The 14,134-nt window shown below is 55.9% G+C and carries 12 protein-coding genes; 9 read left to right on the top strand and 3 right to left on the bottom strand.

Features of this window, described 5'->3' with window-relative positions; translation table 11 throughout:
* Nucleotides 1–11: 11 nt before the first annotated feature.
* Nucleotides 12–725, top strand: a complete 714-nt coding sequence (locus JD108_RS15280; protein ID WP_198826885.1) for a DUF421 domain-containing protein — start codon at nt 12–14, stop codon at nt 723–725.
* 4 nt (nt 726–729) lie between these two features.
* Here the strand turns inward: JD108_RS15280 and spoVB are convergent, their stop codons facing one another.
* Nucleotides 730–2,310 carry a stage V sporulation protein B gene (gene spoVB / locus JD108_RS15275; protein ID WP_198826884.1) on the bottom strand — a complete coding sequence of 527 codons (1,581 nt, stop codon included), beginning with the start codon at nt 2,308–2,310 and terminating at the stop codon, nt 730–732.
* A 171-nt stretch (nt 2,311–2,481) separates the two neighbouring features.
* Here spoVB and JD108_RS15270 point away from each other — a divergent pair, with 171 nt between their 5' ends.
* The 8 genes from JD108_RS15270 to dtd all read left to right on the top strand — a co-directional run bounded on the left by JD108_RS15270 (nt 2,482) and on the right by dtd (nt 11,935).
* Nucleotides 2,482–2,718 carry a post-transcriptional regulator gene (locus tag JD108_RS15270; RefSeq protein WP_198826883.1) on the top strand — a complete coding sequence of 79 codons (237 nt, stop codon included), beginning with the start codon at nt 2,482–2,484 and terminating at the stop codon, nt 2,716–2,718.
* A gap of 204 nt (nt 2,719–2,922) precedes the next feature.
* A complete protein-coding gene (gene secD, locus JD108_RS15265; RefSeq protein ID WP_198826882.1) occupies nt 2,923–4,161 on the top strand; it encodes a protein translocase subunit SecD in 1,239 nt (412 codons plus the stop codon).
* On the top strand, nt 4,151–5,089 hold the full coding sequence (gene secF / locus JD108_RS15260; protein WP_198826881.1) for a protein translocase subunit SecF: 939 nt from the start codon (nt 4,151–4,153) through the stop codon (nt 5,087–5,089). The genes secD and secF overlap by 11 nt, the downstream gene beginning before the upstream one ends.
* Before the next feature lie 72 nt (nt 5,090–5,161).
* The gene (locus tag JD108_RS15255) at nt 5,162–6,082 is read left to right on the top strand and encodes a cation diffusion facilitator family transporter (RefSeq protein WP_198826880.1); all 921 of its coding nucleotides are present in this window, start codon (nt 5,162–5,164) and stop codon (nt 6,080–6,082) included.
* A 67-nt stretch (nt 6,083–6,149) separates the two neighbouring features.
* Nucleotides 6,150–8,510 carry a single-stranded-DNA-specific exonuclease RecJ gene (gene recJ, locus JD108_RS15250; RefSeq protein WP_198826879.1) on the top strand — a complete coding sequence of 787 codons (2,361 nt, stop codon included), beginning with the start codon at nt 6,150–6,152 and terminating at the stop codon, nt 8,508–8,510.
* A gap of 13 nt (nt 8,511–8,523) precedes the next feature.
* Nucleotides 8,524–9,036, top strand: a complete 513-nt coding sequence (locus tag JD108_RS15245) for an adenine phosphoribosyltransferase (protein WP_198826878.1) — start codon at nt 8,524–8,526, stop codon at nt 9,034–9,036.
* 239 nt (nt 9,037–9,275) lie between these two features.
* Nucleotides 9,276–11,447: a RelA/SpoT family protein gene (locus JD108_RS15240; protein ID WP_198826877.1), complete on the top strand. Its 2,172-nt coding sequence runs from the start codon at nt 9,276–9,278 to the stop codon at nt 11,445–11,447.
* 50 nt (nt 11,448–11,497) lie between these two features.
* Entirely contained in the window at nt 11,498–11,935 is a 438-nt protein-coding gene (gene dtd, locus JD108_RS15235) for a D-aminoacyl-tRNA deacylase (RefSeq protein WP_198826876.1), read from the top strand.
* A gap of 127 nt (nt 11,936–12,062) precedes the next feature.
* Here the strand turns inward: dtd and JD108_RS15230 are convergent, their stop codons facing one another.
* Both JD108_RS15230 and JD108_RS15225 read right to left on the bottom strand, forming a co-directional pair.
* Complete coding sequence (locus tag JD108_RS15230) at nt 12,063–13,034, bottom strand: alpha/beta fold hydrolase (protein WP_198826875.1); 972 nt, start codon at nt 13,032–13,034, stop codon at nt 12,063–12,065.
* Nucleotides 13,035–13,173: 139 nt separating this feature from the next.
* The gene (locus JD108_RS15225; protein ID WP_198826874.1) at nt 13,174–13,986 is read right to left on the bottom strand and encodes a TetR/AcrR family transcriptional regulator; all 813 of its coding nucleotides are present in this window, start codon (nt 13,984–13,986) and stop codon (nt 13,174–13,176) included.
* Nucleotides 13,987–14,134 lie beyond the last annotated feature (148 nt).

The raw sequence follows: 14,134 nt of genomic DNA, 5'->3' as shown, positions 1-14,134 counted from the left end.
GGGGCGTCTGTATGGAAGACTTGACTACGGCCGTAATGCGGACCATCTTCTCGTTCTTTTTCATCCTGCTTCTGCTCCGCCTGATGGGAAAAAGAGAGCTCGGCAAGCTCTCCATCTTCGACGTCGTCATCTCCATCATGCTGGCAGAAATGGCCGTTATGTCCATTGAACAGATTGATAAAAAAGCGAGCCTGTTTTACGTGCCGATGCTGCTGATCTGTCTCTTGGAAATCACCATGTCCTGGTTCTTTATGAAAAGCAAAAAGGCCCGCGATGTGATGGAGGGCTCGGCGGATCTGATCATTGAAAACGGGGAGATTCGCGAGGACGCCATGCGCCGCAACCGGCTCAATTTTGACGACTTGATGGTCCATTTGCGCCAAAAAAACGTCAAGAACATCGCCGACGTCGAATTCGCGGTAATTGAACCGACGGGAGAGATGAGCGTGTTTCCCAAGGAATCGAGGCTTCCGGTGACCCGCGGTGATCTGAACCTGCGAGGGCCAGCACCCGCCAGCCAGGTAACCTATTCCGGTTTGCCGATTCCGCTCATTTTGGATGGAAAAGTGCGTAAGCAAGCTCTTCAAAAAATCGGCCAAAACGAGCTGTGGCTGAAACGGGAGATACGCAAATTCGGCGTCAAAGATATACGGGAAGTCTCCTTTTGCAGCATCGATGATCGCGGCTGCATTTTCTTGGACAAAAAAGACAAGCCGCGGCACTAGCGTGTCAGCGGCGTGGAAAGAAAACGGATAGCTGTTCGCCGATCCAGGGAATGCGGCGCACGTCCTGTTTGCCGAGGATGCGCAGAGCGACGAGCAGCAGGACATACAGCAGCGTACTGGCCAGGGAAGAGAGGATCAGCAGCTGGACGACGGGCGCTTCCGCAAAGAGATGCGAAGACATGTAAGAGCCGGCGTATCCCATGGCCAGCATGGCGATGACGATTTTCCCCATCTCCACCAGATCCACGGTGAAGCCGATCTGCTTGATCAGGCTGGCAATGTGCAGCAGGGTGACCAGGGTGATGCCGATATTGGTCGCGATCACCGCGCCGTGTATCCCGAATTCCGGACGGGCCGTAAAGACAAACATAGTGGCGGTTTTGACGATCGCGCCGATGAGGGTATTGCGAAAGACGACCTGGGCAAAATCTAAGCCTTGCAAGGCGGCAGCCAGCGGCGCCTGGAAAAACAGGAAGACGGAGAAAGGGGCCATCTCCCGCAAAAGCACGCCGACTTCGGCATTGCCGTAGAGAAGAGCGCAGAGCGGCTCGGCAAAGATAAACAAGAGCACGGTACAGGGAGCGCCGATGACCAGCGTGATCCGCATTGCCTGGTAGATGCGTCTGTGAACCAGCGGCGCGTTTTTTTGATAAGCCGCTTCGGCTACGGCAGGAACGAGCGATACGGACAGGGAATAGGTAAGGAACGTAGGAAAAAGCAATAGTGGCACAGCCATCCCTGCAAACTGTCCGTACAAGCCTGTAGCCGCTGCGGTCGAAAAACCTGCCAGTACCAGTGCAAAGGGGACAATCATCGGTTCCATCACGTAGGCGATCGAGCCGATCAGCTTGCTCATGGTAACGGGCAGCGAAACGTGAAACAACTTCCGTAAGCTGTTGCGGCTTTCGAACATGGCTGCCAGGAGAGGGCGTTCCCACACCTGTGCGGCCGTTTTCTGTGTCGCTCTCCGGTATTGCCACAGAATGTACAGGAAGCCTGCAGCTTCACCGAACAGAATGCTGCCCACCGCACCGGCAGCCGCGTATTGTACGCCGAGAGGCATAAAGGTGATCGTCATCACGACGACGAGCGCCATCCGGATCACCTGTTCGACGACTTGGGAGACAGCAGTCGGCGTCATGTTGTGTTTCCCTTGAAAATATCCCCTGAGGACCATGGAGAAGCTGGAGATGGGAATCACCGGTATGGCTGCCAGCAAGACTACATGTGCGCGCGGATCGGTAAAAAACAGTCCGGCGAGCGGGGCCGACAGGGTAAACAGGATGGTGCTGATGACCAGGCTGATCCCTCCGGTCACGCCCAGGGCCAGGACCAGGAAGCGGCGTGCTTGGCGGGCATCCCTGGCGGCTTCTGTCTCCGCGACGTGTTTGGCAATTGCCAGCGGCATGCCAAAGGTGGCCAATGTAATGAGAAAGTAGAGCAGAGGCACGACCATTTGATAAAGTCCGATCCCTTCTGCTCCGAGGATGCGGGAAAGTATGATCCGATTGGCGAAACCGAGCAGTTTGGTGACGCCGCCCGCGATGATGAGGATGACCGTTCCGTAAAAGAAAGACTGTCTCATGGCAGGCTCCTTTACCGCCGAAATTTCATGAACAGTTGATGTGTTCGAAAACATCTTCTTTAAGAGAATATGGACGTGCTGCTGGCTGCATGACAAGTTTATCTGCATAACCAAGCGCTTCTTTTGGCTCGATAGCGGGCAGGGAAAAGCTGGCGAATGAGGGGGATTCGGATGGAGGAGAAAGAGAAACAGGCATGGTACGCGCACGTAGCGAGTCTGTGCCAAAGCAAGGCGGAGGAGTTCGAGATTCTGGGCTATGAAAATGTGGGGCCACAGGACATCTGGGATTGTGTGACGAGCGGCTATAAAACGGTGCCCCCGCTGCATCAATTGGTCAATGACATTTTGTCGTTAAAGCCCAATAAATACATGAATTATCTCATGCTGCAAATGTACAAGAACTCATAGGCGAAACTTTTTTGCGGGCTTCTCGTAGAGAAGAGGAAGCAAGGGGATATGAGGGCTGAGGAACTCATTCCCTAATCAAGGGGTTGGTTACCATGGTTCCGCTTTCCTGCAAAAATTGACACGTTTTTTCTTACTTCGCTATAATGGGCATATTGGTTTCGCGACAACCGACGGAACCCTGGAAGGAAAGAGGGGTATTACTACATGGTTAAATGGGGAAGAGTCATCCTGTTTCTCGTTATCGTGGGGTTGCTGGGAACACTGATCACCACGACGACGACGCGGGTGGCGGACGAAATCACGCTGGGTTTGGACTTGCAGGGCGGTTTTGAGATCCTGTACGTGGTCGAGCCGCTGGAGTCCAACCAACAGGTGGATATTGAACTGTTGAAAGCGACCGCTCGAATGGTAGAGAAGCGGATCAACATCGGGGGAGTGGCGGAGCCTGTCATCGAAACGGAGCTGCCCAACCGACTTCGCGTCAAGATCGCCTCACAGGAGGCTGACCAGGACAAGCTGCGTGAACTGATTGGAAAGCCGGCAGTACTGACATTCCGCGACGAGCAAGGCAATATCCTCCTGCGAGGCAGTGATTTGGCTCCCGGCGGTGCAGGAGTGGGCTTCGACGAATTGAGACGGCCCGTCGTTACCTTGAAAATCTCCGATCCGAAAAAGCTGGAACAGGTTTCGCGGGAAAATCTGCATAAACATATGGCCATCTACCTGGATGAAAACATGATGACCAACCCGGTCATCCAAAACGTCATTACCGGGGGAAGTGCCCAGATCTCCGGTGATTATACGCAGGAGTCAGCACAAGAGCTGGCCGACCTGCTCAACTCCGGCGCAATGCCGGCAAAATTGGTAGAGAAGCAGGTTACCTCTGTGGGGGCCTCGCTCGGTAAGCTGGCTCTGGAAAAAACGATTAACGCCGGTTACGTCGGTGCAGCCCTGATCTTTGTGTTCATGCTGCTGGTGTACCGATTGCCTGGGCTGGTGGCCAATATCATGCTGGCGACCTTTACCTATGTGAGTATCGTCGTCCTGCACTGGATGGATGCGACGCTGACCCTGCCGGGGATTGCTGGTTTTATCCTTTCTGTAGGGATGGCTGTCGATGCCAACATCATTACCTACGAGCGGATTCAGGAAGAGATTCGCTCCGGCAAAACAATATTGTCTGCTTTCCGTGCAGGTGAACGCCGTTCATTGATCACCATCCTTGACGGGCATATTACTACGCTGATCGCCACGGGTGTCCTTTTTTACTTTGGGACAAGCTCCATCCAGGGATTTGCGGTTGTCCTGGCGATGACGCTTATCGTCGGTTTGCTGACCAACGTATTGGGATCCCGTTTGCTGCTGGGGCTGCTCGTCCGAGCCAATCTGATCAGGAAGCCATCTTGGTTCGGCGTAAAGGAGAGTGATATCGGTGAGCTCTAAACGACAACATGACGATATCGTCAAGTTTGACATTGTGAAGAATAGACGAAAATTCTACGCGTTTTCTATCGTAATTTTGCTGGTGGGCCTCGTGTGCACCTTGATTATGGGACTGAATCTCGGGGTAGACTTTAAAGCAGGGACCCGCCTCGATATCTACATCGGGAAGGATTTCCAGGTTAGCGATATCGATGCGATTATCAAAGAGACCATTCCCAATACAATGTACACGCCTGTGACCCCTTACGGGGAGCAGCAGGTACAGACGCGCTTTGACCACACGATTCCTGCCGATCAACTGGCGGCGCTGGAAGCAGCGTTGAAAGCGAAATACGGGCCGCAGGTATCCAAACAAGAGGCGACAGTTGACCCGAGCATCGCGAAGGAACTGGTGAAAAAAGCGGCCATCGCCGTAGCTGTAGCGGGTATCGGAATCGTCATCTACATTGCGTTCCGTTTCCAATTCCTGTTCGGGATTGCATGTATCATCGGCCTGGTCCATGACGTGTTTATTCCGATTGCGCTGTTCTCGGTCTTCCGGTTGGAGGTTGACCTGACCTTCATCGCTGCGATCTTGACCATCGTCGGTTATTCGATTAACGACACAATCGTAATTTTTGACCGGATTCGGGAAAACCTAAGAACCATGAAGTCCAAAACGGTGGAAGATCTGGAGCATCTGGTCAACGTCTCGCTCTGGCAGACGATGCGCCGCTCCATCTTTACTGTAGGTACGGTATTCCTGACGGCTGTCGCGATCGCGATCTTGGGGAGCGAAGGCATTCGCACCTTCTCGCTGGCGCTCATCTTCGGTCTGGTGAGCGGGACCTACTCCTCAATCTTCGTCTCCGCGCAGTTTTGGGTTACCTTGAAAAAACGGGAAATGGCAAAAAAGAAACGTCTTGCTCCGGCCCCGACAGAGGGCTGATTAATTCGTACCGCGGGGATTTCCCCCGCGGTTTTTTACTCTAGGCGATCCGCAAACGGGAGGAAGTGGCGAATGGACAATCGTACGGCAAGAGCTCAGTTTGGAGCGTGGGTGGGGATCGTCGGCAATATTGCCTTGGCGGCTGCCAAGCTGTTCATCGGGCTTATGGCCAAATCCCAGGCGCTGGTTGCCGATGCTGTGCATTCTGCGTCCGATGTGGTCGGCTCGGTAGCGGTTTTGATTGGACTGAAAGCGGCGGAGCGTCCTCCTGACGAGGATCATCCCTACGGTCATGGGAAAGCGGAGTCCATCGCGGCGATCATCGTGTCCGTTCTACTCGCGATCGTCGGCTTTGAAATCGGTTCGTCCTCGGTAAAATCCCTGTTTTCTCCTTTGGCGGCTCCAGCTTTTATCGCGGTCTGGGCGGCCGTCGGCTCGATGATCATCAAAGAATGGATGTTTCGCTACAAATACAAGCTGGGCAAAGAGCTGAACAGCCCCTCCCTGATCGCCAATGCCTGGGAGCATCGCTCTGACGTCTTTTCTTCTTTCGCTGCCCTGATCGGGATTGGCGGTGCGATACTCGGCGGGCGTTACGGCATCCCCTGGCTGCTCTACCTCGACCCGCTCGCAGGTATTTTCGTCTCCGCGCTCGTCCTGAAAATGGCGTACGGCCTGTTGATGGAATCCATTCACAACACCCTGGATCACGTCCTGCACGAAGACCAGTCGGTCGAATTGCGCCAAGCGATTGCATCCGTCGAGGGCGTGATGCGGATCGACTCGCTGCGGGCTCGGGAGCACGGGCATTACCAGATCGTCGACGTGAAAATCGGCGTGGATCCCCAGATCACGGTGGAAGAGGGACATCGCATCGGCAAACGGGTGAAACACTGGGTGCTGGACCGCTTTCCCCAGGTCAGAGATGTGTTCATTCACGTCAATCCCTGCGATCCAAAGCCTGCCGAGGCAGAAAATCGGCCAAGGGAATAAAGCCCTTTCGCCAGTTGTCAGTTTCCCTCTCTTTCCTCTATAATGAATGAGGATTGGAGGAAGGCCTATGCTGAGAGCGAAAACACGCTGGCAATTGGCTGCGTATGACCAAGAGACGGCGGACTTGATTGCCCGCGAGTGCGGCTTGGCTCCGCTCGTCGCGAAGCTGCTGGTGATTCGCGGGATCGATTCCCCCGAACGCGCAAGAGAATTTATGGAGGCAGGCCCGGAGCTCTTCCATGATCCCTTTGCCTTGTACGGCATGGAAGAGAGTGTCTTTCGCATCCGTCAGGCCATCGAACGGGGAGAGCCGATCTGTATCTACGGAGACTACGATGCAGACGGTGTCAGCTCCACTTCATTGATGGTGCATCTCATGAGACGGATGGGGGCCTCTTTTGATACCTATATTCCCAATCGTTTTACAGAAGGATACGGCTTACATAGGGACGCCATTTCAGAATTGAAAGAACGCGGCTTCAAGCTGATCGTCACGGTCGATACGGGGATCAGCGCGGTAGAGCAGGTGGACCATGCAAAAAAACTGGGGCTGGACGTCATCGTCACAGACCACCACGAACCTCCGGAGGTGATCCCGGAGGCATTTGCTGTGATCAATCCCAAACAGCCGGCCTGCAGCTATCCCTTCGATATGCTGGCAGGCGTCGGCGTGGCCTTTAAACTGGCTCACGCCCTGCTGAAGGAGCCGCCTCTCGACCTCGCCGACCTGGCGGCACTGGGAACGATCGCTGATTTGGTGCCGCTCGTCGATGAAAATCGCATCCTGGCCAGACTCGGACTGAAGCGGCTGAACCAGACGCGCAATGTCGGGCTGCAGGCTTTGATTAAGGTGAGCGGACTTTCTGACAAGGAGATGCTGACCGCCGGACATGTCGGGTTTGCCCTCGGTCCGCGGTTAAATGCGGGGGGCCGCCTGGAGACAGCGGCCGCGGCGGTGAAGCTCTTGACGACCGAAGACGTGCAGGAAGCGGAGGAAGCAGCCAAGCAGCTGGACGACCTGAACCGGGAACGCCAGGAGCTGGTGGAGAGCATCACTGAGGAAGCGGTCCGCATGGTGCAGGAAAAGTACCCGCTGGATGAAAATAGGGTGCTCGTGCTGGCCAAGGAAGGCTGGAATGTCGGAGTCGTGGGCATCGTCGCTTCCCGGCTGGTAGAAAAATTCTACCGGCCGACAATCGTGCTCGGGATCGATCCGGAAAAGGGCATCGCCAAAGGTTCGGCCCGGAGCATCACCGGCTTTGACATGTACGAGGCTTTGACCGCTTGCAAGGAGTGGCTGCCGCATTACGGCGGACATACGATGGCGGCCGGGATGACGCTTCCTGTGGATAACCTGGAGCCTTTTCGCAAACAGCTAAACCAATTGGGCAGCGAATGGCTCACAGAGGAAGACCTGATCCCGTTGACACGCGTGGACGTCGCCCTGGAGGTAGGAGATATCAATTTGGAGACGGCCGATCAACTGGAGCAGCTCGCTCCGTTTGGCATGGGCAATCCGACGCCGCTGGTCCTGGTCGAGGACGTGGAAGCGGCGGGAATGCGGGCCATCGGCCGGGATCAGACCCATCTGAAATGTTCGCTGGTCAAGGGAAGCGAGCAAATCGACGCCATCGGCTTTAATTGGGCGCAAATCGTCCCGCAGGTGACGCCAAAGGCGCGCTACCGGATCGTCGGGGAATTGTCGGTCAACGAGTGGAACGGCAACCGCAAACCGCAGATGACGATCCGCGATCTGTCCATCCCCCATCGGCAAGTCTTCGATTGGCGAGGCTGCCGGGATAAACAGGACAGATGGAGAAGGATGCAGGAGAGCGGAAATACCCGCACCTTGCTGTTCCGTCAGGAGAGCTATGAGGAGCTGCTTCCGGTCGCCACGTTGTCGGGGCGGGCCGACACCCTGGTCCATCTCGCATCTGTACGGGGAGATGCCGCCGGAGCGGAGGCGGACACCGTCATCCTCTACGATCTGCCCAAGACGCGCAGCGACCTGATGAGGGTAGCGCCACATCTGGAGAGAGCGGAGAGGATCTACTGCCTGTTTGGCGATCCCGATCTGGGGCTGGAGCGGCTGTCCTGCCCGGGACGAGAAGAGTTTAAGCTGGTGTATCAATTTTTCATGCAAGTGCAACGGGTCCAGCGCGTTCACCTGGATGCGATGGCACGCAGATTGAAGCTGAAGCGGGATGTGTTGGAAGGAATGCTGGCTGTGCTGGTGGAACTCGAGTTCATCAAACAGGAGCCCGATGCCTTCCGGCTGCATCCGGAAGCGGCAAAACGGCCGCTGGAAAGCTCCCGCTTGTATATAGAATGGAGGGAAGAGAGCGAACTTGCGACAGAGCTTTTGCTTTCTTCCTATGATTCATTGGTTACCCATTTTCAGCAGCAGGTGGCAGCGACCACCTCGTAGGAGGAATTATTTCATGGATTTTAAATCGTACATTCGCGTGGTTCCCGATTTTCCGCAGCCAGGCATTCGCTTCAAAGACATCACCACCCTGTTGAAGGATGGTCCGGCCTACAAGGCGGCGATCGAGGAGCTGACCACTTTTGCCCGCGAAGTGCAGGCTGATGTCGTCGCGGGACCGGAAGCGCGAGGATTTGTCGTGGGCGCGCCGCTCTCTTTTGCGATGGGCATCGGCTTCATTCCGGTGCGCAAATCGGGCAAACTGCCTTATGAATCGATTAAGGCCGAATACAATCTGGAGTACGGCAAAGATGCGTTGGCGATTCACGTGGATGCCATCCAGCCGGGGCAGCGCGTGCTGATCGCCGACGATTTGCTCGCGACAGGAGGCACGATCACCTCGACGATCAAACTGATCGAGCAACTGGGCGGTGTCGTCGTCGGAGCGGCTTTCCTGATCGAGCTCTCTTACCTGGAAGGACGGCAAAAGCTGGGGGACATACCGGTCAAGTCCCTCGTCGTATACTAAACAGAGAAAAACGGGCGCACAGCCCGTTTTTTTGCATTCACGCACCCAGCCGCGTTTCCCTTGAGATTCACCTTTACAATACAGGGGACTTACAAGATAATAGGATAAATAGTCGTCATTCGTCATATCCTCCCTTGCGAGTGCGAGAGGGAAGAAGAATCGGCTTTTGGATGAATGCATTAGTAACTCCGAGAAAGCTTCCAAGGAAGCTTTTTTATGAGAGGATAAGGGAAGGAACTATGAGCACCGGCATTAATGAAGTTCTCACAAAAGCAGGCAGTTACTTGTCCAAAGCGGACCTTGATCTGATCACGCGCGCTTATCAGCTGGCCGAACAGGCACATGAGGGCCAGGTGCGGAAATCGGGCGTTCCTTATATCATGCATCCGATTGCCGTCGCAGGCATATTGGCAGGGTTGCATATGGATGCGGTCACGATCGCTGCCGGTTTTTTGCATGATGTAGTGGAAGACACCGACATTTCGCTGGAGGACCTGCAGAGCCAATTTGGCGCAGAGGTAGCCTTGCTCGTCGATGGCGTGACGAAGCTCGATAAAATCAAATACAAGTCAAAAGAAGAGCAGCTTGCTGAAAATCACCGCAAAATGCTGGTAGCCATGGCCCAGGATATCCGGGTCATCATGATCAAATTGGCCGACCGTCTGCACAACATGCGCACGCTTCGCCACATGTCGGAGGAGAAGCAGCGGGAAATTTCGGATGAGACGCTGGAAATTTTTGCGCCGCTCGCTCATCGTCTGGGGATCGCCTCAGTCAAATGGGAACTGGAAGACACCTCCCTCCGCTACCTGAACCCGCAGCAATACTACCGCATCGTTAACCTGATGCAGAAGAAGCGGACGGAGCGGGAAGCGTACATCAACGAAGCCGCTGACACGATCAAAGACAAGCTGAAAGAGCTGAACATCGAGGCGGAGATCTCCGGCCGCCCCAAGCATATCTACAGCATTTATAAAAAGATGACCAAGCAGAACAAGCAGTTCAATGAAATTTATGACCTCTTGGCGCTGCGCATCATCGTCAATGACATACGGGACTGCTACGCCGTGCTCGGGATTGTCCACACCTTGTGGAAGCCCATGCCAGGCAGATTCAAGGATTATATCGCGATGCCCAAAGCCAACATGTACCAATCGCTCCACACGACCGTCATCGGGCCGAAAGGGGAGCCGCTGGAGGTGCAGATCCGCACCTGGGATATGCATCGGACGGCCGAAATCGGGATCGCGGCGCACTGGGCCTACAAAGAAGGCAGAAGCGTGGTCCAGGGCTCTTTCGCTGAAAAGCTGGGCGATTTGCGGGAGATCATTCAGGGAGGCTCGGAGGAGGCGCCGAACGCGCAGGAATTCATGGAGTCTCTGAAGCAGGATCTCTTTTCCGATATGGTTTTCGTCTTTACGCCAAAAGGCGACGTGGTGGAGCTGCCCAAGGGCTCGGTGCCGCTGGACTTTGCCTACCGCATCCACTCGGCAGTCGGCAATCGGACGATCGGCGCCAAGGTGAACGGCAAAATCGTGCCGCTCGACTACTCGCTCAAGACGGGCGACATCGTAGAGATCTTGACCTCCAAGCACTCGTACGGTCCCAGTCAGGACTGGCTCAAGATCGCCAAGTCGGCGCAAGCGCGGAATAAGATCAAGCAGTGGTTCAAGAAGGAGAAGCGCGAAGAAAACGTCGCCAAGGGCCAGCAGATGGTGGAGGCGGAAATCAAGGCTCGAGGCTTTGACATCAAAGAGGCGATGACGGAAGCCAATCTGAAAGAGGCCGCTGCCCGCTTTAATTTTCAGGGACATGAGGACATGTTCGCGGCCGTCGGTTACGGGGGAATAACGGCCTCGCAGATCGTGACCCGCCTGATCGACAAGCTGCGCAAGGAGAGGGAAGAGCAATTTCCGCCCGTGCCGGAGTTCAAGCCTACCCAGCCGCAGACGGTCGTACGCAGCGAGTCGGGTGTCAAGGTAAAGGGCGTAGACAATCTGCTCGTGCGGATCTCCCGCTGCTGTACGCCCGTCCCCGGAGACCAGATCATCGGATTTATCACCCGGGGCAGAGGAGTGTCGGTCCATCGCAAGGACTGCCCCAATGTGCTCACCGAAGAGTGCATGGAGCGCTTAATCGATGTGGAGTGGGACACGGACTACAAGCATAATTACCATGTGGACATCGAGATTACCGGGCACGATCGCAGCGGCCTGTTGAACGATGTCTTGCAGGTCGTGGCGGAGACCAAGACCAATATCTCCGCCGTCAGCGGCAAAGCGGACAAAAACCGTGTCGCGACGATTCACATGACCATCTCGATCAGCAATATCGACCACCTCTTAAAAGTGGTGGAGCGCATCAAGCGCATCAAGGACATTTATTCCGTTCGCCGGATTTTAAGCACCTGATCGAAGCGGATCAGGTGTTCTTGTTTCAGAAGAGGAAGGAGATTGAAGCTGTGCGTGTCGTCGTTCAAAGATCCCGGGAGGCAAACGTCACCGTGGCGGGAGAAGTAGTCGGCCGGATCGATCACGGCCTGGTCCTGCTCGTCGGGATTACCCATGAAGATACAGAGAAAGACGTCGATTTTCTCGCGGATAAAATCGCTCACTTGCGGATATTCGAAGACAGCGAGGGAAAAATGAACCACTCGGTGCTGGATCGGGGCGGCCAAATCCTCTCGGTGTCCCAGTTTACACTGTACGGAGATTGCCGCAAGGGCAGACGCCCCAATTTTATGGCGGCCGCCCGTCCGGAGCAGGCAGAACCGCTTTATGAGCTGTTTAACGCCAAGCTGAGGGAAAGGGGCCTGCACGTGGAGACGGGCCGGTTTGGGGCGATGATGGAGGTCCGTCTGGTAAATGACGGACCGGTCACGTTGATTGTCGAAAGCTAGTCGGATCGCTGTGGCGCCAATGTGTATCGCATTCTTTCACAGGAAGACGGCCAGGCCAAGCGATGATTACAATTTCTCGGTGGCCGCCAAGTCCGAAGTTTCGTCCGGGGACCACCGATGCTAGCTGCTATAAGTCGAGCAGCTCCACTGCATCGACGACGGCCTTCGGGTTCACATCGGGAATCATGTGGCCGGTCTGCGGCAGTCTCACCAGCTGCGAGCCTTTCACCGCCCGATGCAGCCGCAAGCCCTGCAATTCCGGCCGGAACGGGTCTTGTTCTCCGACGACTATCACCATCGGCGTGGCGATGCTAGCGTAGTGCCTCTCCATATCGGGAACCGTCTGGACATACGCAAGCACATCCTCGCGATTGGCTTTTAGCTGTCTCGGCCTGGCCCAGAGGGCTCTGGCAGCAGCCAGATAGCCTGCAGGAACCGGGTCAGGGGAAAAGGTAGACTGCACCATCGCGAACGAGAGCTTCCGCGCCAGCGGCGGCAGCAAGGTATGGGCGAGCAGACTGCCCAGCAGGGGCAGGCGCATCAGCTGTCCCAGCAAGAGGTCGGCAGCGCCGGCAGGATACGCTTTTCCCCCATAAGCGCCGGGGGCGAGCAATACCAGGCCGGACAGCTCCCGCGGGTAGGCCAGCGCATACGCGAGCGCCAGCGAGGCGCTCCAGGAATGACCGACCAGAATCGGCTGCTCCGCTTGCAGAGCGGCGAGCGCTTCTTTGAGCAGATGCGCCTGGTCCCGCGGGGTCAATCTGCGCTTCTTCGGCCGTTCACTGTAACCGTAGCCGGGGCGGTCAAAGGCAATCGCGCGGTAGCCGCGCGAAGCAGCCTCTGTGAGTACCGCGGAAAAATCATAGGAGGAAAGGATGCCCCCGTGCAAAAAGACGAGCGGGCGTCCTTTTCCTTTTTCCAGGTAATGGAGGCGGGTGCCCTCCACTTCTACGAATGAACCGCCTGGCGGATACGAGCGCTCGGCTGCTTTCACCGCTTTGCGATTGGCCAGATAGAGCCAGAAGAGAAGAACAGCCGATACGAGAAGCAAGGCATGGGACAAATAGGGGAGAATGACGCTGGCATACATGGTATCCATAAGGCGAAAACCTCCTTTTTCTCCTACTGACGGTGCAATTGAGGCGGCCGGTTTATGCAATGAAGATACTCCATAGTGTATGAAACGCATACTTGTCAGTATGTTGATCGCATAGAAAATCCCGTTTGCCGAAAACGGGCTATTCCCTCTTGGCCTGCGGGGCGGCAGATGACTCTTTGTGCGGCAAGCCGCTCCAGAGCAATTTCGCCAGCTCCGGGAATAGGGCAGGCAGGGAAAGGCGCTTTTTATCAATGAGTGATCCGATGGTCAGTCCGTGAATCAGCGACTGAAGCAGAATGGCGATCACCTCTGGATCGACGTCGGCATTGAGCAGCTTGTCATCCTGCCATCCTTTGATCACCGCGCTGGTGCGGCCGATGATCTGGCTGTACGCTTCTCGCAGCGCATCGGCTACACGCGGGTCGCGGGAAGCCGTGACGAACTCAAAAAAGAGCATTGGCTGAGGAGAATCAGGAGGGGCGCAGCAGACCAGCTCTTCCAAGAGAGCGGCGAAGCCCGCCTGCGCATCGGGGCCTTGCTGCAGCGCGGCCCGGCCCACCTGGGGAAGCGTCTGAAGCTGTCGCGACAGATGATGCTCACAGAGGGCGGCAAACAAATCGCTTTTGCTGGAAAAGTGCCAATAGACAGCACCCTTCGTCATGCCGGCATCGGCGGCGACCAGCTCCAGCGAAGCTCCTGCATAGCCGTGCCTGGCGAAGACGCGGGCGGCTGCCTCCAGGATTTTCGTCCGCGTATCTTGAAGCGCGGAGGGATCGTCAGACTGCAGACTCTCCAGCCAGCGCCGCATTTCCTGTTTCGAGCCAAAATGTCTCCTCACCGCTGTCCAATGGACGCCAGCCGCCTTCCCGACATCGGCGAAGCTGATCTTGTCGAAGGGAAGCTGTGCGGAAAGCTGCGCGGCGGCTGCCCGTATGCGTTCACTCGCACTCATCTCGAACACCTCAATCATCCCCAGTATATTCACGTACCAAACAGTATGTGAACATCATATCGTTTCCAGATCGTGGCAGTCAAGCGTCGGGGCACAAAAAAATCCCTTGCCTTTTCGCAGAAAGACAAGGGATCGGGAGCGGCCCAAT

It is taken from the genome of Brevibacillus composti (assembly GCF_016406105.1).
Lineage (GTDB): Bacteria > Bacillota > Bacilli > Brevibacillales > Brevibacillaceae > Brevibacillus > Brevibacillus composti.
This window is presented reverse-complemented; position numbering and strand designations above follow the sequence as displayed.